General features: G+C 72.4%; 21 protein-coding genes. 15 read left to right on the forward strand and 6 right to left on the reverse strand.

The annotated features are described in order from the left end of the window. Positions 1 to 262: 262 nt before the first annotated feature. Entirely contained in the window at positions 263 to 1,021 is a 759-nt protein-coding gene (locus tag EDD40_RS20895) for a GntR family transcriptional regulator (RefSeq protein WP_123744423.1), read from the reverse strand. Between the two features lie 241 nt (positions 1,022 to 1,262). On the opposite strand from EDD40_RS20895, the gene EDD40_RS20900 reads away from it, so the two are divergent. Genes EDD40_RS20900 through EDD40_RS20920 form a run of 5 tightly spaced genes read left to right on the forward strand, consistent with a single transcriptional unit; the run spans position 1,263 to position 6,891 of the window. Next, positions 1,263 to 2,546 carry a sugar ABC transporter substrate-binding protein gene (locus EDD40_RS20900; RefSeq protein WP_123744424.1) on the forward strand — a complete coding sequence of 428 codons (1,284 nt, stop codon included), beginning with the start codon at positions 1,263 to 1,265 and terminating at the stop codon, positions 2,544 to 2,546. A gap of 7 nt (positions 2,547 to 2,553) precedes the next feature. Further along, positions 2,554 to 3,540 (forward strand): carbohydrate ABC transporter permease, encoded by a 987-nt coding sequence (locus EDD40_RS20905; protein ID WP_123744425.1) that lies wholly within the window; start codon positions 2,554 to 2,556, stop codon positions 3,538 to 3,540. Beyond that, positions 3,537 to 4,376 carry a carbohydrate ABC transporter permease gene (locus EDD40_RS20910; protein WP_246037751.1) on the forward strand — a complete coding sequence of 280 codons (840 nt, stop codon included), beginning with the start codon at positions 3,537 to 3,539 and terminating at the stop codon, positions 4,374 to 4,376. The genes EDD40_RS20905 and EDD40_RS20910 overlap by 4 nt, the downstream gene beginning before the upstream one ends. Before the next feature lie 6 nt (positions 4,377 to 4,382). Continuing rightward, the gene (locus EDD40_RS20915) at positions 4,383 to 5,804 is read left to right on the forward strand and encodes a glycoside hydrolase family 3 protein (protein ID WP_123744426.1); all 1,422 of its coding nucleotides are present in this window, start codon (positions 4,383 to 4,385) and stop codon (positions 5,802 to 5,804) included. 43 nt (positions 5,805 to 5,847) lie between these two features. Then, positions 5,848 to 6,891, forward strand: a complete 1,044-nt coding sequence (locus EDD40_RS20920) for an SIS domain-containing protein (protein ID WP_123744427.1) — start codon at positions 5,848 to 5,850, stop codon at positions 6,889 to 6,891. Positions 6,892 to 7,063: 172 nt separating this feature from the next. Here EDD40_RS20920 and nagA read toward each other — a convergent pair whose 3' ends face one another. Further along, positions 7,064 to 8,263, reverse strand: a complete 1,200-nt coding sequence (gene nagA / locus EDD40_RS20925) for an N-acetylglucosamine-6-phosphate deacetylase (RefSeq protein WP_123744428.1) — start codon at positions 8,261 to 8,263, stop codon at positions 7,064 to 7,066. Between the two features lie 193 nt (positions 8,264 to 8,456). On the opposite strand from nagA, the gene EDD40_RS20930 reads away from it, so the two are divergent. Further along, positions 8,457 to 9,131: a FadR/GntR family transcriptional regulator gene (locus EDD40_RS20930; protein ID WP_123744429.1), complete on the forward strand. Its 675-nt coding sequence runs from the start codon at positions 8,457 to 8,459 to the stop codon at positions 9,129 to 9,131. 151 nt (positions 9,132 to 9,282) lie between these two features. Here EDD40_RS20930 and EDD40_RS20935 read toward each other — a convergent pair whose 3' ends face one another. From EDD40_RS20935 to EDD40_RS20945, 3 genes are read right to left on the reverse strand one after another with little or no spacing between them, the layout of a single operon-like run. After that, the gene (locus tag EDD40_RS20935; protein WP_123744430.1) at positions 9,283 to 10,032 is read right to left on the reverse strand and encodes an SDR family NAD(P)-dependent oxidoreductase; all 750 of its coding nucleotides are present in this window, start codon (positions 10,030 to 10,032) and stop codon (positions 9,283 to 9,285) included. Beyond that, complete coding sequence (locus EDD40_RS20940; RefSeq protein ID WP_123744431.1) at positions 10,029 to 11,348, reverse strand: enolase C-terminal domain-like protein; 1,320 nt, start codon at positions 11,346 to 11,348, stop codon at positions 10,029 to 10,031. Before EDD40_RS20940 ends, EDD40_RS20935 begins: the two co-directional genes overlap by 4 nt. Before the next feature lies 1 nt (position 11,349). Continuing rightward, positions 11,350 to 12,204 carry a fumarylacetoacetate hydrolase family protein gene (locus EDD40_RS20945; protein WP_123744432.1) on the reverse strand — a complete coding sequence of 285 codons (855 nt, stop codon included), beginning with the start codon at positions 12,202 to 12,204 and terminating at the stop codon, positions 11,350 to 11,352. A 115-nt stretch (positions 12,205 to 12,319) separates the two neighbouring features. Here EDD40_RS20945 and EDD40_RS20950 point away from each other — a divergent pair, with 115 nt between their 5' ends. Together EDD40_RS20950 and EDD40_RS20955 are read left to right on the forward strand one after the other, a co-directional pair. Further along, positions 12,320 to 15,535, forward strand: a complete 3,216-nt coding sequence (locus EDD40_RS20950) for a S8 family peptidase (RefSeq protein ID WP_123744433.1) — start codon at positions 12,320 to 12,322, stop codon at positions 15,533 to 15,535. Between the two features lie 154 nt (positions 15,536 to 15,689). Further along, entirely contained in the window at positions 15,690 to 16,631 is a 942-nt protein-coding gene (locus EDD40_RS20955; protein ID WP_123744434.1) for an N-acetylglucosamine kinase, read from the forward strand. 171 nt (positions 16,632 to 16,802) lie between these two features. Here the strand turns inward: EDD40_RS20955 and EDD40_RS20960 are convergent, their stop codons facing one another. Next, a complete protein-coding gene (locus tag EDD40_RS20960) occupies positions 16,803 to 17,438 on the reverse strand; it encodes a DUF3159 domain-containing protein (protein WP_123744435.1) in 636 nt (211 codons plus the stop codon). Between the two features lie 159 nt (positions 17,439 to 17,597). Between EDD40_RS20960 and EDD40_RS20965 the strand changes: the two genes are divergently transcribed. The 7 genes from EDD40_RS20965 (at position 17,598) to EDD40_RS20995 (ending at position 25,224) form a co-directional block, all read left to right on the forward strand. After that, positions 17,598 to 18,821, forward strand: a complete 1,224-nt coding sequence (locus EDD40_RS20965) for an ROK family transcriptional regulator (RefSeq protein WP_123744436.1) — start codon at positions 17,598 to 17,600, stop codon at positions 18,819 to 18,821. Between the two features lie 10 nt (positions 18,822 to 18,831). After that, entirely contained in the window at positions 18,832 to 20,160 is a 1,329-nt protein-coding gene (locus tag EDD40_RS20970) for an ABC transporter substrate-binding protein (RefSeq protein ID WP_123744437.1), read from the forward strand. 2 nt (positions 20,161 to 20,162) lie between these two features. Continuing rightward, the gene (locus tag EDD40_RS20975; protein ID WP_123744438.1) at positions 20,163 to 21,143 is read left to right on the forward strand and encodes a carbohydrate ABC transporter permease; all 981 of its coding nucleotides are present in this window, start codon (positions 20,163 to 20,165) and stop codon (positions 21,141 to 21,143) included. Next, on the forward strand, positions 21,140 to 22,000 hold the full coding sequence (locus EDD40_RS20980; protein WP_246037752.1) for a carbohydrate ABC transporter permease: 861 nt from the start codon (positions 21,140 to 21,142) through the stop codon (positions 21,998 to 22,000). The genes EDD40_RS20975 and EDD40_RS20980 overlap by 4 nt, the downstream gene beginning before the upstream one ends. Next, positions 21,997 to 23,268 (forward strand): 6-phospho-beta-glucosidase, encoded by a 1,272-nt coding sequence (locus tag EDD40_RS20985; RefSeq protein WP_123744439.1) that lies wholly within the window; start codon positions 21,997 to 21,999, stop codon positions 23,266 to 23,268. The genes EDD40_RS20980 and EDD40_RS20985 overlap by 4 nt, the downstream gene beginning before the upstream one ends. Continuing rightward, the gene (locus EDD40_RS20990) at positions 23,265 to 24,254 is read left to right on the forward strand and encodes an N-acetylglucosamine kinase (RefSeq protein ID WP_123748179.1); all 990 of its coding nucleotides are present in this window, start codon (positions 23,265 to 23,267) and stop codon (positions 24,252 to 24,254) included. The genes EDD40_RS20985 and EDD40_RS20990 overlap by 4 nt, the downstream gene beginning before the upstream one ends. 205 nt (positions 24,255 to 24,459) lie before the next feature. Further along, positions 24,460 to 25,224 carry an SGNH/GDSL hydrolase family protein gene (locus EDD40_RS20995; RefSeq protein WP_123744440.1) on the forward strand — a complete coding sequence of 255 codons (765 nt, stop codon included), beginning with the start codon at positions 24,460 to 24,462 and terminating at the stop codon, positions 25,222 to 25,224. Positions 25,225 to 25,469: the final 245 nt, after the last annotated feature.

Genomic DNA, 25,469 nt, shown 5'->3' on the forward strand with positions numbered 1-25,469 from the left:
GCGGGTGCGGGCGGCGGTGAGGTGCGGGCGGCGCGAGCGGCTTCGCAGGGCCGAAGGGGGGAGGCGCTGTCCGGTGGTCCGCCGGGGTCCGGCAGACCGGCACGGGTGGGTGAGCCGCGGGCTCGCCGACACCGACACCGACCCGGCGCGCGCGGCCGGCTCGGCGCGCGCGAAAGCCGAGCCCCCACGGGACCCGGGGCCCTCGGCGGGCCCTCCGTGCCGCCGCCCGGTCCCGCCACCTGGCCGGGCGGCGCCGCGCGGGCTAGCCGGCGGGACGGTTCAGGGTCGCCACGAACTTGTAGCGGTCGCCCCGGTACACCGAGCGCACCCACTCCACCGGGTTGCCCTCCGTGTCGAACGAGTGCCGCGACAGCAGCAGCATCGGCAGGCCGATGTCGGCGCCCAGCAGCTCCGCCTCCTCCGGCGACGCCAGCGCCGTCTCGATGGTCTCCTCCGCGTGCCCCATCTCGACGCCGAACCGCTCCCGCAGCACCTGGTACAGCGACGCGCCCGGCGCGAGGTAGCGCCGCAGGCCGCGGAACCGGCCCAGCGCCAGGTGGGTGGTCTCGATCGCCATCGGCTCGCCGTCGGCCAGCCGCAGCCGGTGCAGGCGGAGCACTTTCGCGCCCGCCCGCACGCCGAGCAGCCTGGCCAGCTCGGCCTCCGCGGGCATCTCCGACGCCTCGATCAGCCGCGACGACGGCAGCCTGCCCTGCGCTTTCATGTCCTCTGTGTACGACGACAGCTGGAGCCGTTGCGCCACCTTGGGTTCCGCGGCGAACGTGCCCTTGCCCTGCACGCGCAGCAACCGACCTTCCACGGTCAGTTCGGCAAGCGCTTGCCGCACCGTCGTGCGCGACACGTCGAACTCCGCCGCGAGCGACCGTTCCGTCGGGATCGGCGATCCGGGCGGCAACGCGCGCAGGAGGTCGAGCAGATGCCGCTTGAGTCCCCAGTACTTCGGCTCGCGCTGCGCGCGAGTCCTGGCGTCCACGCCAGTAGCAGGGCTCGTCTCGAGCATGCCTTCCTCCTCGCCCCTTGCCAGCCGACCTTGCCAGCGCTCCCAGACACAGGATGCCTTGTCCTCGTCGGATCGTGCGCCCGAACCCCCGACAAGGGCCAAGAAAATGATCCGATGACTTTGCAACGGTCCAGCAACGGCCTTGACATGCCCTGTGGCGAGGCACACTCTAGGCCGCATTGGTCTACACCACTTTGGAGTTCCGGTCGTGGGATCGGGGCATGGGGAAAGGGCGCACAACGTGAAGGGCTGGAGAGGACTGGCCGTAGGTGCCGCCGCACTCGCGGTGGCCGTGGCCGGATGTGGCACGAGCTCCGACGGCGGCAGCGGCAACTCCGGAGAACCCAAGACGCTGACGGTGTGGTTGATGGACGGCTCGGCGCCGACCACCCTCACCGACGCGCTGAACAAGGAGTTCCAGGACTCGCACCCCGGCGTCACCGTCAAGTACGAGATCCAGAAGTGGAACGGCATCCAGGAGAAGCTGACCACCGCTCTGACCAGCAACAACCCGCCGGACGTCATCGAGCTGGGCAACACCCAGACGGCGAAGTTCGCGGCCGAGGAGACGCTGACCGACCTCAGCGCGGACGTCGCCGACCTCAACGGCGACCAGTGGCTCGGCGGTCTTGAGGACTCGCTGACCTGGGACGGCAAGAAGTACGGCCTGCCCTTCTACGCCGCGAACCGCACGGTCATCTACCGGACCGACCTGTTCGAGGCCGCGGGCATCACCGCCGCGCCGAAGTCGCGTGACGAGTGGGTCGCCGCGATCGAGAAGCTGAAGACCGCCAATGCCGCGGACCCGGACTTCCAGCCCCTCTACCTGCCGGGCCAGTCCTGGTACGTGCTGCTGTCGTTCATCTGGGACGAGGGCGGCGACGTCGCCAAGTCGCAGGGCTCCGCCTGGGCGGGCGCGCTCGACACCCCGGAGGCCAAGGCCGGCCTGGAGTTCTACAAGAAGCTGGTCGACACCTCCGGCACGAAGGCGCCGAAGGACGCGGACGAGGCCACCCCGCAGCAGATGGAGGTGTTCGCCACGGGCAAGGTCGGCATGATGATCGGTCTGCCGTGGGAGCTCGCGGGCGCGGTCAAGGCCAACGCCGACCTGAAGGAGAAGACCTCGGCGTTCGCGATCCCGTCGAAGACCGCGGGCAAGACGGCCCCGGTGTTCCTCGGCGGCTCGAACCTCGCCATCCCGGGCAACAGCAAGAACGCCGACCTGGCCAAGGAGTACCTGAAGCTGCTCAGCTCGGCGAAGTACCAGGGCATGCTGGCCGAGGGCGGCGCGGTGCCCGGCACCTCGACCGACACCTCGAAGCTGGCCACCACCCCGCTGGGCAAGGCGCTGGCCGAGTCCGCCCCCAACGGCAAGGTCACCCCGACCACGCCGTCGTGGGCCGCGGTCGAGGCGGGCCAGAACCCGCTGAAGGACATGCTGACGGCGTACCTGACCGGCGCGAAGCCGCTGGACCAGGCCACCGCCGACGCGAACGCCGCCCTGTCGAAGACCCTGGGCGGATGACGATCGCATGACGGCCGTGCACACGACCGACGCCGCGGTGCCGACGAACTCGTCGGCACCGCGGCGTGCCGCTCCGGACGGCGCGCCGCGCCGTCGGGGCAGCGCCTTCGACCGGGCGCTGCCCTACCTGCTGCTGGCACCCGCCGTGGTCGCCATCCTCTGGCTGATCGGTTGGCCCGTCCTCTCCGTCCTGGTGACCAGCTTCCGCAAGCTGAACCTGCGCGAGCTGACCCGCGGCGAGGTCGTGTGGACGGGTCTGGACAACTACGCCGAGATCCTGGGCGACCCCGAGTTCTGGACCATCGCGGCGCGCACCGTGGTGTTCACCGGGCTCGTGGTCGTCGTGTCGGTCCTCGCGGGCCTGCTGATCGCGCTGCTGATGCGGCTGGTCAGCCCGGTCGTGCGGATCGTGCTGCAGGTCGCGATGCTGCTGGCGTGGGCGATGCCGCTGCTCGCGGCCACCACGGTCTACCAGTGGATCTTCGACCAGCAGTACGGCATCCTGAACAAGACGCTGGTCAAGCTGGGTTTCGACGGCTTCGCCGGGTTCTCGTGGTTCTCCACCGGCACGTCCACGCTGGCCGTGATCGGGCTGCTGATCGTGTGGCAGGCGGTGCCGTTCCTGGCGTTCTCGCTGTACGCCGGCGCCATCGGGATCCCGAAGGACCAGTACGAGGCGGCGGGCATCGACGGCGCCTCCGCGTGGCAGACGTTCCGCGCCGTGACGTGGCCGGAGCTGCGGCCGCTGCTGCTGATGGTGACGTTCCTGTCGCTGCTGTGGGACTTCAAGGTGTTCGCCCAGATCTGGGCGATGCGCAAGGGCGGCCCGGACGGCGGCAGCACCACGCTGCCCGTCTACCAGTACCTGGAGGGCATCTCCAAGAGCCACTTCGGCGTGGCCGCCGCGGTGTCCGTGGTGATGGTCGTGCTGCTGGGGCTGCTCACGTTCCAGTACCTGCGCAGGCTGGTCCGGTCCCAGGAGGGCGAGCTGTGATCGCGAAAAAGGTGTCCTCCGCCAAGAAGGTCACGGGAAACGTCGTCGCGCTGCTCGTGGCGGTGTTCTTCGCGTTCCCGACGTACTGGATGGTCTCGACCGCGCTGAAACCCCGCAAGGACCTGCTGACCAGCGGCTACGACCTGGTCCCGTTCTCCGTGACCGGCTCGAACTTCGCCACGGCGTGGGCCAAGCCCGGTTTCCTCAGCGCGTTGGGCAACAGCCTGGTCGTGACGCTGAGCGCGGTCCTCGCGGCGATCGTGATCGGCCTGCTGGCGGCGCTGGCGCTGTCGCGGATGCGGTTCAAGGGCCGCAAGGGTTTCGTGATGATGCTGCTGGTGGCGCAGATGGCGCCGTTCGAGGCGCTGCTGATCCCGATGTTCCTGATGATGCGGGACCTCGACCTGCTGGACCGGCTGCCGGCGTTGGCGCTGATCTACTTCGCGGTGACGCTGCCGTTCTGCGCGTGGACGCTGCGCGGGTTCGTCAACGGCATCCCGCTGGAGCTGGAAGAAGCGGCGATGGTGGACGGCTGCGGTCGGTGGGGCGCGTTCCGGCGGGTCACGCTGCCGCTGCTCGGCCCGGGCCTGGTGGCCACGTCGGTGTTCGCGTTCGTCACCGCGTGGAACGAGTTCCTGTTCGCGTTGTCGCTGGTCAAGGACCAGACGAAGGAGACCCTGCCGGTGTGGCTGTCGGGGTTCCAGACGGCGTTCGGCACGGACTGGGGTGGCGCGATGGCGGCGTCGACGCTGTTCACCCTGCCGGTGCTGGTGTTCTTCCTGATCGTGCAGCGCAAGATGGTCACCGGCGTCACCGCCGGTGCGGTGAAGGGGTAGGACCGCATGTCGTTGCACCGGCTCGCGTCGGGTGTGCTGCTGCCGGGGTTCCACGGGACCACCGCGCCGGACTGGCTGCTGCGGCGGGTCGCCGACGGGCTCGGCGGTGTCGTGCTGTTCGGGCGCAACGTCGTGGACGACGCCCAGGTCACGGCGTTGAACGCGCAGCTCGGGGACGCGCGGGCGGACGTCGTGATCGGGATCGACGAGGAGGGCGGCGACGTCACCCGGCTCGACGCCGGGCACGGGTCGGAGGTGCCGGGCAACCACGCGTTGGGCGCGGCGAACGACGTGGACCTGACGCGGGAGGTGGCGGCGTCGATCGGGGCGCGGCTGGCGGCGTGCGGGGTGAGCCTGAACCTGGCGCCGTCCGCGGACCTGGTGCTGACGCTGGACGACCCCGTGATCGGCGTGCGGTCGTTCGGGTCGGACCCGGTGGCGGCGGGCGCGCACGTGGCGGCGTTCGTGGAGGGCCTGCAGGCGGTCGGGGTGGCGGCGTGCGCCAAGCACTTCCCCGGCCACGGCGCGTCCACTGTGGACTCGCACGCGGCGCTGCCGGTGCTGCCGCGCACCCCCGAGGAGCTGGCCTCGGTCGAGTTCGTGCCGTTCCGGGCGGCCGTGCGGGCGGGGGTGCGGTCGATCATGACCGGGCACCTCGTCGTGCCGGGGTGGGGCGCGGCGCCCGCGACGCTGAACCCGGTGGCGGTGCGGGTGCTGCGGGAGGAGCTGGGGTTCACCGGCGCGGTCATCACCGACGGGCTGGACATGAAGGCCGTCGGCGGCGACCTCGCCGAGGGGTCCGTGCGGTCGCTGGCCGCCGGGGTGGACGCGTTGTGCCTGGGCGGCGAGCCGTTGGACGACGACGGGCTGCGGTGGCTCGTGGACAGCATCGTGGCGGCCGTCGAGTCGGGCGCGCTGCCGCTGGCCCGGCTGGAGGAGGCGGCCCGGCGGACGGCCGCGCTGGGTGCTCCGCCGGCTTCGACGCGGGCGCACGACCCGGGGTTGGGGCTGGTCGCGGCACGGCGGGCGCTGGAGGTGCGCGGCACGCTGGCGCTGTCCGGGCCGCCGGTGGTCGTCGACCTGGCGGTGGAGCCGTCGATCGCGGTCGGCGACGTGCCGTGGGGCCTCGGGCCGTACCTGGCGGAGCTGGTCCCGGGCACCTCGGTGGTGGCGACCACGTCGTCCGACGAGATCGCGTCGCTGGCCGCCGGACGTCCGGTCGTGGTGGTGACGCGTGAGGCACACCGCCACGCGTGGGCTCGCGAGGTGGTGACGTCACTGGGTACTATTGGTCTAGACCTTGTGCACGTCGAGACGGGCGTGCCGGGGCCCGACCTCGGCGCCGGCGCCCGCGTGGACACCCACGGCGGATCACGGGTGTGCCTGCGGGCCGCGGCCGAGCGCATCGCCGCCGCCATCCGCACCTGATTCCGGGCCCTGGGCCTGAACCTGAACCGACAGGGGAACTCCGATGACCGACCACCAGCCCGGCAGGCACATGGCGGCCGAGATCGACCAGCAGCCGGGGATCTTCGCCGACCTGTTCGCGCGGCGCGACGCCATCGCGTCGGTCGCCTCGGTGATCGCCGAGCGCCGGCCGCGGTTCGTGCTGCTGGCGGCGCGCGGGTCGAGCGACCACGCGGCGCTGTACGCGAAGTACCTGACCGAGGTGCTGCTGGAGCTGCCCGCCGGGCTGGTGTCGCCGTCCACGACCACGCTGTACGGGGCGCGGCCGGACCTGCGCGACGTGCTGCTGGTCGCGGTGTCGCAGTCCGGCGGGTCGCCGGACCTGCTGGAGGTGACCGAGTCGGCCCGTGCCCGCGGGGCGTTGACGGTGGCGGTGACGAACACCGCGTCGTCGCCGCTGAACGGGGCGGCCGAGCTGGCGGTCGACGTCGGCGCGGGCGTGGAGCAGGCCGTGGCGGCGACGAAGACGTACTCGGCGACGCTGCTGGCGCTGTACCTGCTGGTCGACGGCATCCGCGGTGGTGACGGCTCGGCCGCGGCGGGGCTGGGCGACCTGGCGCGGGCGACGCTGGACTCGTCGGCGGACGCGGTGGCCGAGGCGGTGCAGCGGTACCGGTTCGTCGACCGGGTGCTGACCACCGGGCGCGGCTACTCGCTGCCGACGGCGCTGGAGGCGGCGTTGAAGCTGGCCGAGACGTCCTACCTGGCGGCGCGGGCCTACAGCGGGGCGGACCTGCTGCACGGGCCGGTGGCGGCGGTGGACGCGGAGACCGCCGTGCTGGCGGTGACCAGCTCGGGCAAGGGCGGTGACGCGCTGCACGACGTGCTGGACGTCGTGCACGGGCGCGGGGCGGACGTGCTGGCGGTCGGTTCGGCCGCCGACAAGGTCCCGGCCGCCCTGCGCGTCCCGGTCGCCGAGACGGCGGAGGAAGTGGCCCCGATCCTGGAGATCCTCCCGATCCAGCGCCTGGCCCACGGCCTGGCCCTGGCCCGGGGCGGCGACCCGGACAACCCCCGCGGCCTGAACAAGGTCACCCGCACCCGCTGACCCCGAGAGTCCAACCTCCACACCGCGCGAGTCCTACGTTCAGAACGCGTGAGTCCTACGTTCAGAGCGCGTGAGTCCTACGTTCGGAACACCCGAATTCAACGCTCGGAACACGGGAGAGGCCCGGGGGATCACGTCCCCCGGGCCTCTCCGGCTGTCTCCTGCGGTGCGGCTACTGGCCCGCGGCGGCCACGCCGACCGCCGCGCTCTCGTACGCCGCCTCACGGTCGAACACGACCTCGCCGTCCACCCACACCTTGCGCGGCCGGAGGTCGTCATCCCACCAGACCAGGTCGGCCACGGCGCCGGGCTCCAGCCGGCCCAACGTCGGCTCGCCGATCGCGTCGGCCGGGACGACGGTCGCCGACGCCAGCGCGGCCGCCGGGTCCACGCCCACCGACACGATGTTGCGCACGGCCAGGTCCAGTGTCAGCGCGCTGCCCGCGATCGTGCCCTCCGGCGAACGCGGCACGCCGTCCTCCGTCAGCAGCACGTCCGCGCCGCCGAGCTGGTAGCGGCCGGGCGGCATGCCCGCGGCGGCCACGGCATCCGTGACCAGGGCGACCCGGTGCCCGGCGGCGTTGAACACCAGCCGGCAGACGTCCGGGCCGACGTGCGCCAGGTCCGCGATCAGCCCCAACGTGAACCGGTCGTCCACCAGCGCCACGCCCGGCACGCCCGGCTCGCGGTGGCCGAGGGGGCGCTGGGCGTTGAACAGGTGCGTCACCATGCGGGCGCCCGCCTCGGCGGCGGCCCTGGTCTGCTCGCCGGTCGCGTCGCTGTGCCCGACCGCGACCAGCACGCCCGCCGCCGCCAGCCTGCGCACGGCGTCCAGGCCGCCCGGCTGCTCGGGGGCGAGGGTCACCATGCGCAGCGCCCGGCGCAGCACCTCGTCGTCCAGCAGCAGGTCGATCTCGGCCGGGCCGGGCGCCACCATCAGCGCCGGGTCGTGCACGCCCGCGCGTTTCGGCGACAGGAACGGCCCTTCCAGGTGCACGCCGAGCGGTTTGGCGCCCGCGTGCCTCGTCAGGGTGGCCGACGCCGCCAGCACGGCGTGCGCCTGCCGGATCGCCACCGGCACCGGCGCGGTGATCAGCGTCGGCAGGAAGCGGGTCACCCCGGTTCGTGGGAGCGCTCTCGCCACTGCGGCCATGCCTTCGGGGTCCACCTCGGCGAAGTCGACCCCGACCGCCCCGTTGACCTGCACGTCCACCAGGCCCGGGGTGAGCAGGCCGTCGGTCAGCACCTCGGCGCCGTCGGGTGGTGAACCCGCGACGACCTCGACGATCCGGCCCACCCTCAACCTCAGGCTGACGGGACCGGTGATGGTCCGACCGAGCAGTGCTCGCGGAGCTGCGACAACCGTGTCCAAGGTCCCTCCTCAAATGGTCCAGACCATTATGGCCGGAAGTGGTGGACGCCGTCACGTATGGTTATAAGATAACCGAATAGAGTAGGGTTGGGTGAATGCTTCGCCGCACGGCGCGGTCGCCCTCGCCGCGCCCCGGCGTGGCCCATACTTGGCGCCAGACATCCGAGGTCTAGCTGACGAGTCGAGGGCCGCCGTGGCAGTTACCGACGACGCCATCCTGCGCGTCAAGGAGATGATCGTCTCGGGCGAGCTGAAGCCGGGCGACCGACTGCCGCGGGAAGCGGACCTCGCGGGGCGACTCGGGCTGTCGCGGAACTCGCTGCGTGAGGCGGTCAAGGCGTTGTCGCTGGTCAGGGTGCTGGACGTGCGGCAGGGTGACGGCACGTACGTGTCCAGCCTGCGTGCCGACGACCTGCTCGGCGCGTTGTCGTTCGTGCTGGACCTGCACCGCGGCGAGGACTCCGTGCTGGAAGTGCTGCAGGTGCGCCGCATCCTCGAACCGGCGGCGGCGGCGATGGCCGCGCAGCGCGTCGGGCCCGACGAGGTCGCGGCGCTGCGGGCGTTGTGCGACGCCGCCGAGTCCGCCCGGTCGGTGGAGGAGCTGGTCGAGCACGACCTGGAGTTCCACCGCGCCGTCGCGCAGGGATCGGGCAACGCCTACCTGGCCCAGCTGCTGGACACCCTCGCCGGCCCGACCGTCCGGGTCCGCATCTGGCGCGGCATCACGCAGGGCGGCGCGGTCGACCGGACCGTCGCCGAGCACCGCGCCATCGTCGACGCCCTGGCCGCCCACCAGCCCGAACTGGCCCGTTCGTGGTCGACGGTGCACGTGGCGGGCGTCGAGCAGTGGCTGTCGGACCTGACGTGACGGCGGGCGGGCCCCTGCCCGCCGACCGCCACCGCCGACACCTGAGCGTTGAATTCGGGTGTTCCGAACGTAGGACACACGCGTTCTGAACGTAGGACACGCGCGTTCTGAAGGTACGACACGCGCGTTCTGGACGTAGGACTCGCGAGGGTCAGGGGGTTGGGCGCAGGCGCAGGCCGTGCATGCCGCCGTCGACGGCGAGGACGGTGCCCGTGGTGGAGCCGGAGAGCGGACCGGCCAGGTAGGCGACGGCGCCCGCGACCTCGTCCGCCGACACCAGCCGCCCGTGCGGTTGCCTGGCCTCCAACGCGGCCCGCTCGGCGACCGGGTCCGGCGCCGAGTCGAGCAGCCGGCCCACCCACGGGGTGTCCGCCGTGCCGGGCGCCACCGCGTTCACCCGGATGCCCTCGCGCACGTGGTCCGCGGCCATCGCCAACGTCAACGCGTGCACCGCGCCCTTGCTCGCCGAGTACAGCGCGCGTTGCGGCAGACCGGCCCAAGCCGCGATGGAGCCGGTGTTCACGATCGCCGCCGACGGCGACTTCCGCAGGTGCGGCAGCGCGGCGCGGGCGACGCGGGCCATGCCGACCACGTTCACGTCCAGCACCCGCGACCACTCGTCGTCCGGGTTCGCGGTCACGTCGCCCTGCGCGCCGACGCCCGCGTTGTTCACCACCACGTCGAGCCGGCCGAACCGCTCGACGACCTCGTCGATCGCGGCGCGCACCGACCCGTCGTCGGTGACGTCCGCCCTGATCCCGTGCAGCGGCGGGTCGACCCGGGGGTCCAGGTCCAACGCCACCGCGGTCGCTCCCCGCGCGGCCAGCAACCGCGCGGTGGCCAGGCCGATGCCCGACGCGCCGCCGGTCACCACCGCGACCAGCCCTTCGAACTCGCTCACCGCTGCTCCTCCAGCTCCGTCCACACCGGACCGTCGGGGTACCGGTAGTCGGTCAGGGTCTCCTCCCGCAGCCTGGCCGAGAACCCGGGCTCGGTGGGCGCGAGGTACCGGCCGCCGCGCACCGCGGCCGGGTCGGTGAAGTGCTCGTGCAGGTGGTCGACCCATTCGACGACCCGGTTCTCCACCGTCCCGGACACCGCCACGAAGTCGACCATCGCCAGGTGCCTGACCAGTTCGCACAGGCCGACGCCGCCCGCGTGCGGGCACACCGGCACGTCGAACTTCGCCGCCAGCAGCAGGATGGCGATGTTCTCGTTCACGCCGCCGACCCGGCACGCGTCGAGCTGCACCACGTCCACCGCCCGTGCCTGGAGGAGTTGCTTGAACACCACCCGGTTCTGCACGTGCTCGCCGGTGGCGACCTTGATCGGGCTCACCGCCTCGGCGATGGCGGCGTGCCCGAGCACGTCGTCCGGTGACGTCGGCTCCTCGATCCAGTACGGGTCGAACGGCGCCAGCTCGCGCATCCACGCGATGGCCGTGCCGACGTCCCACCGCTGGTTCGCGTCGACGGCGATGCGCACGTCCGGCCCGAGGACCTCACGGGCCAGCTTCATCCGCCGCACGTCGTCGGCCAGGTCGCCGCCGACCTTCAGCTTGACCATGTCGAAACCGTCCGCGACGGCCTGGCGGGCGAGCCCGGCGAGCTTGTCGTCGGCGTAGCCGAGCCAACCGGGCGATGTCGTGTAGGCCGGGTAGCCGTCCCTGACCAGCGCCGCCGCCCGTTCGGCGCGGCCGGGTTCGGCGCGGCGCAGGATGTCGAGCGCCTCGTCCGGGGTGAGCGCGTCGGACAGGTACCGGAAGTCGACCAGGCCGACGATCTCCTCCGGCGTCATGCCCGACAGGAACCGCCACAGCGGCAGCCCGGCGCGCCGCGACGCCAGGTCCCACGCCGCGTTGACCACCGCGCCCAGCGCCATGTGCGCGACGCCCTTCTCCGGACCCAGCCACCGCAGCTGCGAGTCCCCCACCAGCGCCGAGGACAACGCGGCCAGGTCGGCGGCGGTCTCCGGCACGGGCCGGCCGACCACGTGGTGCGCCAACGAGCGGATCGCGGCGGCCTGCACGTCGTTGCCGCGGCCGATGGTGAACGCCAACCCGTAGCCCTCCGGTCCGCCCGACGTGCGCAGCACGACGTAGGCGGCGGAGTAGTCCGGATCGGGGTTCATCGCGTCCGACCCGTCCAGCTCCCGCGAGGTCGGGAACCGGATGTCCAGCACGTCCAGCGCGACGACCCGGTCCGCCCCGGCGGTCACCTCACGCCTGCCCGAGCGTCTGCCGCTGCCTGCCCAGCCCGTCGATCTCCAGCTCCACCACGTCGCCCGCCCGCAGGTACGGCTTCGGCTCCGGGTGGCCGAGCGCCACCCCCGCCGGCGTGCCGGTGTTGATGACGTCACCCGGTCGGAGGACGAGGAACCAGCTCAGGTAGCGGACCAGCTCGGCCACCGGGAAGATCATGTTCTTGGTGGAGGAGTCCTGCCGCGGCACGCCGTTGACCCACAGCCGCAGGCCGAGCGCCTGCGGGTCGCCGACCTCGTCCGCGGGCACGAGGAAGGGGCCGAGCGGGTTGAACGTCTCGCAGTTCTTGCCCTTGTCCCACTGCCCGCCGCGTTCGAGCTGGAACTCGCGCTCGCTGACGTCGTGGGACAGCGCGTACCCGGCGATGCAGGTCAGGGCCTCTTCGGCGGAGTCGAGGTACCGGGCCGTGCGGCCGATGACGACGGCCAGCTCGACCTCCCAGTCCGTCTTCACCGACCGGCGCGGCACCAGCACCTCGTCGTCCGGGCCGACGATCGTGTCGGGCGTCTTGAGGAACATCACCGGCTCGGTCGGCAGCGGCAGCCCGGTCTCCTCGGCGTGGTCGCGGTAGTTGAGGCCGATGCAGACGAGCTTGCCGACGCCCGCGACCGGCGGCCCGATCCGCACGCCGTCGGCCACGATCGGGTGGAGTTCGCCGGCGGCCAGCGCGGCCCGGGTGCGGGCGATGCCGTCGGCCGCGAGGAACGCGCCGGTCACGTCGTCGGTCACCGGGGTCAGGTCGTACGTGACGCCGTCGTCGGCGAGGACGGCAGGTCGTTCGGAGCCCAACGGTCCCAGGCGCAGCAGCCGCACGGCAGGTCCTCCTCAACAGTCCGGTCGACAGATCGGATGTATAGCGCTCCCGCGGGGCTCCGTCTAGAGGACGCCCGGTTAGTGGTCCGATGAATTCCGGTTACGAAGGGTCGCGATGACATTCCACCGCGCGGTGTGCGCGTCCGCCGCCACCGCCGCACTGCTCGGCACGCTCCTCGTCGGCAGCGCCTCGGGAGCCGGCCCGGCGGCCAGACCGCTGCCACCCGACCGCACCGGCCACGAGAACGGGCACGGGACCGGGTCCTCCGAGCGGGTCGGCTCGACGCTCGCCCGCGCCACCGGGCCGGTCACCGCGTTCGTCGAGCTGAGCACCGCCCCGGCCGGCAGGGCGTACGGCGACGAGAAGGCACGCGGCGGGCAGGACCCCGCGGCGGCGGCACGGGCGGCCCGGCTGCACGTCGACGTGCAGGCCGACCAGGTCCTGACCGCGTTGCGCGGCAAGGACTCCGGCACGCGCGAGGTCGCCAAGACCCGCAACGCGGTGCCGGGTGTCGTGGTCACCGCCGACGCCGCGAGCCTGCGCGGGCTGGCCTCGTTGCCCGAGGTCAAGTCCGTGCGGCGGACCGTGCCGAAGTCGGTGCGGAACGCGGGCGCGGCCGAGCTGACGCGCGCCGCCCGGGTGTGGCGGGACACCGGCCGCTACGGCGAGGGGATGCGCATCGGCATCATCGACACCGGCATCGACTACACGCACGCCGACTTCGGCGGCCCCGGCACCGCCGCCGCCTACGACGCCGTGGACCGCACCGCGCCGTGGACGCCCACGGCGAAGGTCGTCGGCGGCCACGACTTCGCGGGCGACGCCTACGACTCGACCAAGCCCGAGCAGGCGGTGCCCGCGCCCGACCCGAACCCCCTGGACTGCCAGAGCCACGGCACGCACGTCGCGGGCACGGCCGCCGGGTACGGCGAGAACGCCGACGGCACGACGTTCACCGGCGACCACTCGGCGCTGACGCCGCAGGACCTGGCGGGCATGCGGATCGGGCCCGGCACCGCGCCGAAGGCGTCGCTGTACGCGTTGAAGGTGTTCGGCTGCACGGGGTCCACCGAACTGGTCGGGCCGGCCCTCGACTGGTCGCTCGACCCGAACGGCGACGGCGACTTCGGCGACCACCTCGACGTGGTGAACCTGTCGCTGGGCGGCGACTACCGCGGCCAGGACGACCCGGACAGCCTGTTCGTGCGCAAGGTCGTCGAGCACGGCGTGGTGGTCGTCGCGGCGGCGGGCAACGGCGGCGACCTCTACGACGTCGGCGGCTCGCCCGCGAACACGCCCGAGGCGTTGGCGGTGGCCAACACGCGGGACGCGTTCGCGCTGCTGGACGGCGTCGAGGTGGCGGGCGCGCGGCAGGCCGGGCAGTACAGCAAGAGCTACCCCGGGTACGCGGCGCTGGACGTGACGCTGCCCGTCGTGCCGGTCGCCGACCCGGAGAACCTCGACGGCTGCGCGCCGATCACCGAGGACCTGAACGGCCGGTTCGTGTGGCTGGAGTGGGACGAGGACGACGCGACCCGCGAGTGCGGCTCGGGCGTGCGGACCGACAACGCCGAGGCGGCCGGCGCGGAAGGCGTGCTGCTGCCCGCCATCAGCGCCCACTTCAAGGCTGCCATCGCGGGCAACGCGGGCATCCCGGTGTTCCAGTTCACCCGGGCCGCGACCGACGCCGTGCGGCCCGCGTTGACCGGCGGCACGCTCCAGGTGCGGATGCTCGGCTCGCTGCGCAACGCCGTGCCGACGACGACACCGACCCTGGCCGACACGATCACGCCGTCGTCCTCGCGCGGGTCGCGCGGCGCGACGGCGGCCAAACCGGACGTCGCCGCGCCCGGCGACACGATCGTGTCCGCGTCGGTCGGCACGGGCTCCGACGCGGTGAGCATGGGCGGCACCTCGATGGCCGCGCCGCACGTGGCGGGCATCGCCGCGCTGGTGCGCGAAGCCCGTCCGGAGTGGACGGTCGAGGAGGTCAAGGCCGCGATCGTGAACACCGCGACCGGCGACGTGACCGACGGCGACGACCACACCACCGGCACGCCCGAGGCGCCGATGCGGGTCGGCGCGGGCCGGGTGGACGCGCTGGACGCGGTCGGCGTCGACCTGCTGGCCATGGTCGCCGACGACCCCGGCACGGTGGGCGTGTCGTTCGGGCCGGTCGAGGCGGCGTCGACGCTGACGGTGCGCAAGGCGGTGGAGGTGGTCAACAAGTCGGACCGGCCGCGCACCGCGTTCCTGTCCTACCAGCCCGCGACCACCGTGCCCGGCGCGACGTTCGGCGTGTGGCCGCCGGCGGTCGTCGTGCCGCCGGGCGGGACCGCGTCGGTCGAGGTGGCGCTGACCGTCACGCCCGAGGAGCTGCGGAAGGTCGCCGACCCGACGGTCGAGAAGGTGCAGGCGGACGTGGCGCGGCAGTTCCTGGCGGAGGCGTCCGGGCGGCTGCTCGTGCGGTCCGGCGACCGCACCCTCCGGGTGCCGGTGTACGCGGCCCCGAAACCCGTGGCGGACGTGGCGGCGGTCGACCGCGGCGACGGCACGGTGGAGCTGGGCGGGCACGCGCTGGACCAGGGCGAGGGCGACGAGGCCTACCGGTCGTTGGTGAGCGTGGTGCGGTTGCAGGGCTCCAGCCCGGAGCTGCCCGACTGCGCGGACGAGGTGCAGGCCGACTGCGCGGTCAACGGCTCGGCCAAGGGCGGCGACCTGCGGTACGCCGGGGCGGGCGTCGGCGCCGGGATGCTCGCGTTCGGCGTGGTGACCTGGCACGACTGGGTCACCCTCGGCCTGACCAACAGCCCGGAGGTCCGGATCGACACCACCGGCGACGGCGTGCCCGACTACGCCGTGCGCGCGGGGAAGCCGAGCGTGGGCGAGGTCGTGACGGCCGACGTGTGGCTGGCGCGGACCGTGCGCTTGGCGGACGGCGAGGTCGTGGACGAGCAGCCGCTCAACGGCCGGTACGGCGACGTGGACACCAACGTGATGGACAGCGACGTGGTGGTGCTGCCGGTGGCGTTGACGGCGCTGGGGATCGACCCCGCGGCGGGCAGCGCGCCGCTGACGTACACGGTCGTGATGTCCGGGAGCTACCCGGCGCCGGGCAACGCGGACGGGCTGGTGGACCGGATCGCCACGCCGATGGCGTTCGACCCGCTGCGGCCGGGGCTCGGCGTCGAGGACGGGGTGACGTTCGTGGCGGAACCGGGCGCGGTGCTGCGGGTGCGGCGGGACGGGTCCGGGGTGGACGGCAGCCTGCTCCTCCTGCACCACCACAACGCGTCCGGCGACCGCGCGCAGGTGCTCGCGGTGCGCTGACCGTTCCCGCTGAACGTTCCCGCTGAACGTTCCGCTGACCGTTCCCGCTGAACGTTCCCGCTGAACGTTCCCGCTGAGCTGTCACGGAGAGCCAGGTCCGGCACAACCCGGTTGGGTGTGCCGGACCTCGTTCGTGCTGGGCATACTCGGGCGAATGGGTTTCGTGGTGGGTGTGGACGCGGGCGGCACGAGCACCCGGGCGCTGGTGCTCGACCTGGACGGTGCCCGGCTGGGCGCCGGGGTGGCCGGCGGCGCGAACCCCAACTCCCACCCGCCGGAGCTGGCCGCCGCGCACGTGCGGCAGGCGTTGACGGCGGCGCTGGACGGGGTGGACCCGGCGAAGGTCGAGTCGGGCGTGCTCGGCATGGCCGGGTCGAGCAAGCTGCTCAGCGACCCGGCGGTGGCGGCGCTGTTCGAGGCGGCGTGGGCGGGTGCGGGGCTGCGGTGCCCGATGCGGGTGGTCACGGACTGCGAGGCGGCGTTCGCGACCGGTTCCGCGTCGCCCGACGGGACCGTGCTGGTCGCCGGGACGGGGTCGATCGCGGCCCGGATCGAGCACCACGAGCTGGTGTCGACGGCCGGCGGGTACGGGTGGCTGCTGGGTGACGAGGGTTCGGCGTTCTGGCTGGGGCGTGAGGCGGTGCGGGCCACCCTGGCGGCGTTGGAGCGCGACGAGCCGGACGACCTGTCGAACGCCGTGCTGGCGCGGGCCGGCATCCCCGACGAGCCCGACGTGCCCCGGCGTGAGCGGTGGCGGCGGTTGATCACCGCGGCCAACGGCGCCGCGCCGATCGCGTTGGCGACCTACGCGCCGCTCGTGACGGCGCACGCCTCGGCGCCGTCGGCCGACCGGATCGTCACCGCCGCCGTGCGCACCCTGGCCGACCTGGCGGAGGCCGCCCGTCCGGCCGACGACCGCTCCCCCATCGTGCTGATGGGCAGCCTGGTCCACGCGCACCCGCTGGGTTCCCGCCTCAAGCGCGAGCTGGCCACCCGCACCTCGGCTCCCGTGACCGTCGCCACCGAGGGCGCCGCCGGCGCCGCCTGGCTGGCCGCCGTCAAGATCCTGGGCGACTCCGCCCCCCGCCCCACCTGACCCCGCGTGTCCTACGTTCCGAACGCGCGTGTCCTACGTTCCGGTACCTCGAGTTGAACATTCAGAACAGATCGCCCGCCTCTCAGCGGCCGAGAAGGTCGTTCTGAGTGTTCAACTCGGCTGTCCGGAATGTAGGACACGCATGTTCTGAACGTAGGACACGCGCGGGGGTCAGGGGGTGCGGGGGTGGCGGAGGCCCGGGTGGTCGGCGGGCAGGGTGCGGCGCAGGACCCACCAGCTCACGGCGATGCACGCGACCTGCAAGGGCCAGGTCAGGGCGGCGCGCATGACACCCAGCAGGACGACCTCGCCCGCCAGCCACAAGGCGCCGAAGACGAGCACGCGGAGGATGTACTGGCCCACCCACGGCCAGGACGCGTAGCGGTACGCGCGGAGCAGGTCGGGGTCGCGTCGCCACCGGAGCTTCTGGCCGGTGACCAGGCCGACCACCACGCCCAGCAGCGGCCACCGCAGCACGATCGACACGGCCCAGAGCAGGGCCGACGCGGCGTTGAGGAAGATCTGCACGAGGAAGAAGTCCTCGGCCCGGCCCGTCTGCAGGGCGATGTAGGCGGCCAGGACCACCAGCGCCACGGAGACCAGCAGCGCGCGCGGTCGGCCACCCCGGACGACCCGGACCAGGCCGACGACGACGCCGCACGCGACCGCCGCCAGCGCGCCGACGGCGATGGAGTTCCCGCCCAGCAGCCACCCCAGGACGAACGCCAACGGCGGCAGCGACGCGTCCAGCGCACCGCCCCGCCCGCCCAGCAGTGAGGCCAACGACTCCTGACGCGTGTCGGTCATACCTCCAGGGTGCATACCTCCAGGGTGCCTTAGGCCAACCTAACCCAGGTAACAGACCCGTCTCGGGCCATTGACCCCCGTGAGGCCCGTCACTACCGTCTCCACGAAATCGTCTGGAAAGTTACCAGACAGGAACGCCCGAAACGGACAGGAGACCCGATGCGAGCCGGGAGCCCGAGGCTGCTGCGCGAGATCAACGACCGCGCGGCCATCGAGGCGCTGCTCCGCAACGGCCCGCTCACCAGGGCGGAGCTGGAAGGGATCATCGGCCTGTCCAAACCGGCCACCGCGCAGCTCCTCACCCGCCTCGAGGAAGAAGGCACGGTCCTGCGCGACGGCCTGCGCGGTGGCGGACGCGGCCCGCGCGCGCAGCTGTGGACGGTCAACGGCGCGCTGGCCCACGTCGCCGCCATCGCCCTCACCCCCGACGCGGTCGACGTGGTCATCGCCGACATCTCCGGCGCCACGATCACCGAGCACCGGGCGCCCATGCCGAGGACCGGCGTGCTGGAGGCGTTCCACAGCGCGGTCACGAAGGCCGCCGCCCAGGCCGGGCTCACCACCGACGCCCTGCACCACGTCGTCGTGGGCAGCCCCGGCGCGGTGGACCCGACGACGGGTCGCCTCAACTACGCGCCGCACATGCCGGACTGGGAGAACAAGAACATCCCCGAGGAGCTCGAAGCCCTCCTCGACACGCCCGTCACGGTCGAGAACGACGTCAACCTCGTCGCGCTGGAGGAGATGATCGCCGGCCGGGCCGTGGGCGTGCGGAACTTCGTGCTGCTCTGGCCCGCCGACGCGGTGGGCGCGGCCGTCGTGGTCAACGGCGTGCTGCTGCGCGGCGCGACCGGCGGCGCGGGCGAGATCGACGCCATGCGCGTCCCCGACCGCGCGCACGCCGAGACGGGCACCGACCGCGCCGGGAGCCGTTACGGCGACCTGCTCGACAGCGCCAGTGTCGCCCGCCTCGCTCGCGCGCACGGCGTGTCCGCGCGCAGCGGGCAGGTCGCGGTGGAGAAGGCGTTGAGCGCGGGACCGGCCGGCCGGGAGTTCCTGGTCGACCTGGCCCGCCGCGTCGCGACCGGCGTGGCGAACGTGGTCGCGGTGCTCGACCCCGAACTGGTGCTGCTCTCCGGTGAGATCGCGCAGGCGGGCGGCACGACGCTCGCCGACCTCGTCGCCGCCGAGCTGCGCCGCCTGGTGGTGCCCCGCACCCCCGTCGAACTCGCCCTGGTGACCGGGAAACCGGTGCGCTCCGGCGCGCTGCACTCCGCGCTGTCCGTCGTCAGGGAACAGGTGTTCGGTCTGCCCGCCGCCACGACCGAACCCTTCCGCGGTCCGAACCAGCAGGGTGCGACCGCACCGGGCACGTCGACATGAAGGAGAGCACATGCGCAAGCTCCACCGCGCGGCGTTGCTGTGCGTGGCCGCGGCGGTATCCCTGACCGCTTGCGCGGCGGGCTCCGGCCGGCAGGCGGACGAGTCGGGACCGGCGGCGGCTCCCGGCAAGGACGACAAGTTCTCGTTGACCGTCTGGAGCAACTACTCCGGTCGCGAGCAGGCCGAGGTCACCAAGGCCCTGGAGAGCTTCAAGCAGAAGTTCCCCAACGCCGAGATCAGGCACGAGGGCAGCCAGGACGACGACAAGATCACCGCGGGCATCCGCAGCGGCAACCCGCCGGACGTGGCCATGTCGTTCACCACCGACAACCTCGGCCAGTTCTGCACCAGCGGCTCGTTCCAGGAGCTCAAGCCCTACGTGGAGCGCGACGGCGTGGACCTCGGCCAGATCCCCGACGCGGTCCGCTCCTACACCGAGTACAAGGGCAACCGCTGCGCGATGCCGCTGCTCAGCGACGTGTACGGGCTGTACTACAACAAGGACATGCTCGCCGAGGCGGGCATCAGCGCGCCGCCGAAGACGACGGCGGAGCTGCTCGACTTCGCCAAGCGGACGACGAAGAAGGCGGCGGACGGCTCCATCGAGGTCGCGGGCTTCCTGCCGACCATGCTGTTCTACGCCAACCGCCCGCCGATCTGGGCGCCGAACTTCGGCGCGAAGTGGGAGACCCCGGACGGCAAGTCCGGTCTCGCCGGCCCGGAGTGGGCGGAGATGCTGAAGTTCCAGAAGCAGCTCGTCGACTTCTACGGCTACGACAACCTGGAGCGGTTCCGGGCCGGGCTGGGCCAGGAGTACTCGAACGACCACGCGTTCCACCAGAAGAAGATCGCCATGATGATCGACGGCGAGTACCGCACGGCGTTCCTCGAGGACCAGGCGCCGGACGTCCGGTTCGGCACCGCGCCGTTCCCGACGATCACGCCCGAGCTGTACGGCACCGGCTTCACCACCGGCACCATCATGGGCATCCCGAAGGGCGCGAAGAACCCCGGCGCGGCGTGGGAGCTGATCAAGCACCTGTCGTTCGACACCGCGACGGTCGTCGACCTGGCCAACGGGATCAAGAACATCCCGAGCACGAAGGCCGCGCTGGCCGACCCGCGCCTCGAAGTGGACGAGAACTTCAGGACGTTCATCGACCTGGCCACCTCGGGCAAGCTCCAGGGCAACCCGGTGACGCCCATCGGCGACGCGCACATCAAGGCGATCGGCGACTTCGCCACGTCGTGGCAGGCGGGCGCGGTGCCCGACCTGATGGCCGGGTTGGAGGAAGTCGACCAGCAGATCGACGACCGGATCGCGAAGAGCGGCAGGTAGGGGTGACGGCCACGCTGGAGCGCGTGGACGTGGCGCGGACCGCCCCCGCCAGGGGGCGGTCCCGGGCCCGCGCCCGTCACCGCCTGACCGTGCTGGCGTTCCTGGCGCCCGCGATCCTCGGGTTCGCGCTGTTCTTCGGCTACCCGCTGGTCGCCACGATCGGTTTCTCGTTCACCAGGTACGACCTGATCAACCCGCCGGAGTGGGTCGGCTGGGAGAACTACGCCTACATGTTCTCCGACGAGCTGTTCCACACCGCGGTGCGGAACACCTTGTGGTTCGTGGTGGTGCTGACCGTCGCACGCGTGGTGTTCGCGCTGGGCGTGGCGTCGGTGATCGCCCGGCTGAAGTCGGGCGTGGGGCTGGTGCGCACGTTGTGCTACCTGCCGTCGTTGGCGCCGCCGGTCGCGGCGACGTTGGTGTTCTTCCTCGTCCTGCGCCCGAACGAGGGCCCGCTGGACGCGTTGCTGGGCCGGTTCGGGATCGAGGGGCCGCTGTGGTTCGCCGACCCGGTGTGGGCCAAGCCCGGGATCGCGGCGGTCATGCTGTGGGTGTCCGGCGACCTGATGATCATCTTCTTGGCGGCGGTCCTGGACGTGCCGCGGGAGCAGTACGAGGCGGCCTCGCTGGACGGCGCGGGACCCGTGCGGCGGTGGTGGCACATCACCCTGCCGACGATCTCGCCGGTGCTGGCGTTCGGCGTGGTGAACTCGATCATCCTGGCGTTGCAGCTGTTCACGCAGGCCGTGGTGGCGGGGTCGGCGGCGAGCGGGTCGGCGGACGTGACGGGCTCGACGAAGGTGCTCGGGTTCCCGGAGAACTCGACGCTGACGTTCCCGGTGTGGCTGTACACGCAGGGGTTCCGGTACTTCGACATGGGTTACGCGGCGGCGATGGCGACGGTGCTGTTCGTGGTCTCGTTCGCGGCGACGGCGTTGTTGGTACAGCGGATGCGCAAGGCGTCCTACCAGGAGGAGTCGTGACGGCGGCCGTCGGTGCGCGGCGCAGGCCCTTCGCGTGGCGCAGGGCGCTGGACTGGGTGGCGGTGCACAGCCTCGGCCTCGCGCTCGGGTTGATGTTCACGCTGCCGATCGTCTTCGTCTTCCTGACCGCGGTCATGTCGGACAGCCAGGCGTTCACGAGCGAGCTGTGGCCCCGCGAGTGGCACTGGGGCAACTTCGGGGAGGTGTTCGAGCAGGCCCCGCTGCTGAGGTACTTCGGCAACAGCATGATGTACTCGCTGCTGGCCACGGCCGGGATGGTGCTCAGCTCGGTGCCGGCGGCCTACGCGCTGGCGAAGCTGCGGTGGCGTGGGCGCAACGTGGTGTTCCTGCTGGTGGTGGGCGCGATGATGCTGCCGCCGCAGGTCGTGGCCGTGCCGCTGTACGACACGTGGTCGAGCCTCGGGCTGACGGGCACGCTGTGGCCGTTGATCGCGCCGTACTTCCTGTTCGACGCCTTCAGCATCTTCCTGCTGCGCCAGTTCATCCTGACCATCCCCCAGTCCTATGTGGACGCGGCGCGGGTGGACGGTTGCACGGAGTTCCAGGCGCTGCTGCGGGTCGTCGTGCCGATGGCGCGGCCGGGCATCGCGGCGACCGCCCTGTTCTGCTTCCTCTACACCTGGAACGACTACTTCGGACCGCTGCTCTACACGAGCGAGAAGCCGGACCAGTGGACGTTGTCGTTGGCGCTGTCGACCTTCAAGGGCATGCACCACGTGCAGTGGAACCTGGCCATGGCCGTCACGTTGCTGATCATGGTCCCGGCGGTGGTGCTGTTCGCGTTCGCGCAGCGCTCCTTCGTCAGGGGCATCACATTCACGGGGGTCAAGGGGTGAAGCTCACCGTTGTCGGTGGCGGGTCGACCTACACGCCGGAGCTGGTCGACGGGATCGCGGGGCGGCGGACCAGCCTCGACGTGGACGAGATCGTGCTCGTGGACCCGGACCGGTCGCGGCTGGAGGTGGTCGGTGCGTTCTCGCGGCGGCTGCTGGAGCACGCCGGGCATCCCGCGCGGGTCACCACGACCACCGACCTGCGACGCGGAGTCGACGGGGCGTCGGCGGTGTTGTTGCAGCTCAGAGTGGGCGGGCAGGCGGCACGGGCGTCCGACGAGACGTTCCCGCTGGTGTGCGGCTGCGTCGGGCAGGAGACGACCGGGGCCGGCGGGCTCGCCAAGGCGCTGCGGACCGTGCCGGTGGTGCTGGACATCGCTCGGCGGGTGCGCGAGGTCGCCGGCGAGGACACGTGGATCGTGAACTTCACCAACCCGGTGGGGATCGTGACGCGGGCGTTGCTGGCCGAAGGGCACCGGGCGGTCGGGCTGTGCAACGTGGCGATCACGTTCCAGCGGTGGACGGCGGCGCTGCTCGGGGTCGAACCGGAGTCGGTGCGGCTGGAGCACGTCGGCCTCAACCACCTGAGCTGGGAGACGGGCGTGTTCGTGGACGGCGTCGACCGGCTGCCGGAGCTGCTGGCCCGGCACGGTGACGCGATGGCCGAGCACCTCGGGCTGCCCGCGCCGCTGATGCGGCGCATGGGCATGGCTCCCTCGTACTACCTGAAGTACTTCTACGAGCACGACGAGGTGGTGCGCGGGCAGCGGACCGAGCCGCCGCGCGCCGAGGTGGTCGCGGCCGTGGAGAAGGAGCTGCTGGACTTGTACGGGGACGTGGCGGTGGTCACGAAACCGGCGCAGCTCTCGCAACGCGGGGGCGCGTACTACTCGGAGGCGGCCGTGCAGCTGGTGCACGCGTTGACCGGCGGCTCGGGGGCGGAGCAGCACGTGGTGAACGTCCGCAACGGCGGCACGCTGCCGTTCCTCCCCGAGGACGCGGTGATCGAGGTGCCCGCGGTGGTCGACGGCGACGGCGCGAAGCCGCTGCCCGTGCCGGCCGTGCCGCCGTCGGTGGCCGGGCTGATCGCGCACGTGACGGGCTACGAGCACCTGGCGCTGGAGGCGGCGCTGCGCGGAGGCCGCGACCGGGTGGCGGACGCGCTGCTCGCCCACCCGCTGATCGGGCAGTACGCGACGGCCGAGAGGCTGGCCGACGAGCTCGTGGCGCGCAACGCCGGCTTCCTGCCGTGGGCGAGGGGATCGGTGTGACCGACCGGGTGCTCGCCATCGACGGCGGGAACAGCAAGACGGCCGTGGCGCTCGTGGACGTGGACGGGCGGGTGCTCGCCCAGGTGCGCGGGCCGGGGGCGTCACCGCAGCACCTGGGGGTGGCGCGGAGCTTGGAGGTGTTCGACCGGTTGGTGCGGGAGGTGGCGGGCCGCGCCGGGGTGGCCGGTGGAGGGGTGATCGCCACCCACACGGCGGCCTACCTGGCCGGCGCGGATCTGCCCGAGGAAGAACGTGAGCTGCGCGCGGCGGTCGAGGCGCAGGGGTGGTCCGGGACGTCCGCGGTCGGCAACGACACGTTCGCGCTGCTCAGGGCCGGCACGGCGGACGGGATCGGCGTGGCCGTGGTGTGCGGGGCCGGCATCAACTGCGTGGCGGTCGCGCCGGACGGGCGGACGCACCGGTTCCCGGCGCTCGGGCACATCTCGGGCGACTGGGGCGGTGGCGGCCACCTCGGGTCGGAGGCGTTGTGGCTGGCCGTGCGGGCCGAGGACGGCCGGGGCGAGCCGACGGCGCTGCTGGACGCGGTGGTCGCGCACTACGGGACGGCGACGGTCGCCGAGGCGGTGCGGCGGCTGCACCTCGGTGAGGTGGAGTTCGACCCGAACGCGCTGTGCCCGGTGCTGTTCGAGGTGGCGGCCGGCGGTGACGCGGTGGCGCGGTCGGTGGTGGACCGGCTGGTGGAGGAGGTCGTGCTGCTGGCGCGGGTGTCGTTGACGCGGTTGGAGCTGCTCGCGGAGCCGGTGGACGTGGTGCTCGGCGGCGGGGTGCTCACCGGGACGGGCGGGGTGGTGGTCGACGCGGTGGCGGCCCGGTTGGGGGCGGTCGCGCCGGTGGCCCGGGTGCGGGTGGTGGACGTGCCGCCGGTGGTGGGTGCGGCGTTGCTGGGGTTGGACGCGGTGGGCGCGTCACCGGGGGCGGAGTCGAGGTTGCGCGCGGCGTACGAGTCGGAGGTGCGGGTCGGGTAGGAGGAGCGGGTGGGCCGGGCCGGGCCGGTGATTTCTGCCGCACTCGGGTGGGCGAACCTGATGAATCACCCATTGCCGACACGCGTTCACACCACCGAGTGACACCTTGGTAACAGCGTCGCCAAGAGGCGGTGGCGTGGAGCGGACTTGGCGTTGCATGCTGTTCTGCGCGGTCATGGGGGTGCCGCGCGGAGTGGAGGGACGCATGGAGGGCCTGGACAGTTTCGTCGCGGTGGGGGACAGCTTCACCGAGGGGATGGACGACCCGGCGCCGAACGGGACGTACGTCGGGTGGGCCGACCGGCTGGCCGCGATGATGTCGGCCAAGCAGCAGGGTTTCCGGTACGCCAACCTCGCCATCCGGGGCAAGATGCTGCAGGAGATCGTGGACGAGCAGATCCCGTTGGCGACGGCGTTGAAGCCGAAGCTGGTGACGCTGTGCGGCGGCGGGAACGACATCCTGGTGCCCGGCAGCGACGCGGACGCGTTGGCCGAGGTGTACGAGATCGCGGTGGCCGACCTGCGGGCGGCCGGCGCGGAAGTGGTCATCTTCACCGGGTTCGACCCGAAGCACACCCCGCTGCTGCGGTCGTTGCGCGGGAAGATCGCGATCTACAACAGCCACCTGTGGTCGGTGGCCGATCGCTACCACTGCAAGGTGGTCGACCTGTGGTCGATGAACGTGCTGCACGACCGGCGCGCGTGGAGCGCCGACCGGCTGCACCTGTCACCCGAAGGGCATCGGCGGGTGGCGCTGCGGGCGGCCGAGGTGCTGGGGGTCGAGACGGACGACGCGTGGAACACCCCTTGGCCGCCGTTGGTGGACGAGGACTGGATGACGCAGCGGCGGCACGACCTGAAGTGGGCGCGGGAACACGTGGTGCCGTGGATCGGGCGGCAGTTGCGGGGCGAGTCGATGGGTGACGGGGTGGTGCCGAAGCGGCCGGAGTTGCTGCCGGTCTGTGATTGACGGTGTGATTCGCGCTCGGTGGGCGGGTCCTCTGTCCGAGTTCGGCAGTGCTGTGAGATTGCCGCGGTTTCCTGGGCGGCCCGATGTGACATGGGCCCCTTACGGGCACTCCAGGCTGGCCTAAAGCACCCGAACCCATGTCACATCGGGCCTGTGGGTGGCTGCGGGTCCATTGTGGGTGGGTTTGCGGTGGCCATTGAATGGCGGGCCGCGAGTCGGGGGATGCGATTCGCTGAAAGCCGACT

Origin of the sequence: Saccharothrix texasensis, assembly GCF_003752005.1 — a bacterium.
GTDB classification, from domain to species: Bacteria; Actinomycetota; Actinomycetes; order Mycobacteriales; family Pseudonocardiaceae; genus Actinosynnema; species Actinosynnema texasense.